Source organism: Nocardia sp. PLKS1-43 (genome assembly GCF_059510335.1).
Genome location: NZ_JCAJZQ010000050.1, coordinates 1 through 907, shown reverse-complemented (window position 1 = coordinate 907; position 907 = coordinate 1). Strand labels below are relative to the sequence as shown.

Here is a 907-nt window from a genome sequence, read left to right as displayed (position 1 = left end):
CCTAAGACCGTGTCTTACGTGGTTGTGATTCGTTTCGGCTGCGTTGGATCCGGTTGTGCTGCATGATGTTCGACTTGTGGTCGATGAGTTGTCCAAACGCCTTGTCCCGGATGAGTTGTGGGTGCTGGCCGAGCCGTTGTTGCCGGAGTTCACTGCGCGTCCGCAGGGTGGTGGTACCGCGCCGACCGACGAGCGCGCGGTGTTCACGGCGGTGGTGTTCGTGCTGACCAGTGGCTGTGCGTGGCGGATGCTGCCACCGTCGTTCGGGGTCACCGTCCCGACCGCGCACCGCCGGTTCAGCGCGTGGACCCGGGCCGGGCTCTGGCGGCGATTACATCGTGCTGTGCTGGATGAGCTGGGTAGCAAAGGCTTGATCGACTGGTCGCGTGCGGTGATCGACGCGGCGTCGGTGCGAGCGAAAAAAGGGGACCTCTGACTGGGCCGAGCCCGGTCGACCGCGGCAAGTCCGGCTCGAAGATTCATGTGTTGTCCGACCGTGCGGGAATCCCTCTGTCGATGGGGATTTCGGCAGCCAATACCAATGACGTGGAAGCACTCAAACCACTCGTGAAGGCGATTCCCGCGATCCGGTCGCGACGCGGGCCCCGCCGCCGCATGCCGGGAAAACTGCACGCGGACAAGGCATACGACAGCGCAGAACTGCGCAGATGGGTACGCGATCGCGGCATCGGCGTCCGGATCGCCCGCAAGGGCATCGAGTCCTCCGAGCGCCTGGGCCGGCACCGGTGGGTGATCGAGCGGACGATCTCCTGGTTCACCGGCTACCACCGGCTCACCATCCGCTACGACCGCAAAGCCACGCACTTCCTCGGATTCCTCACCCTCGCTGCGACTCTGACCTGCTACAAGAAACTCGCGAAATCAACGACATGAGACACGGTCTAAG

Annotated in this window: 1 protein-coding gene; it reads left to right on the top strand. The window is 63.8% G+C overall.

Features of this window, described 5'->3' with window-relative positions; translation table 11 throughout:
• The first annotated feature begins 76 nt into the window (after window positions 1-76).
• Window positions 77-894, top strand: a protein-coding gene (locus AC5WS7_RS40615; protein WP_495959987.1) for an IS5 family transposase whose coding sequence is annotated in 2 segments (ribosomal slippage) — window positions 77-430 and window positions 433-894 — 816 coding nt in all. Because the reading frame shifts where the segments join, the coding sequence is not laid out codon by codon here.
• Window positions 895-907: the final 13 nt, after the last annotated feature.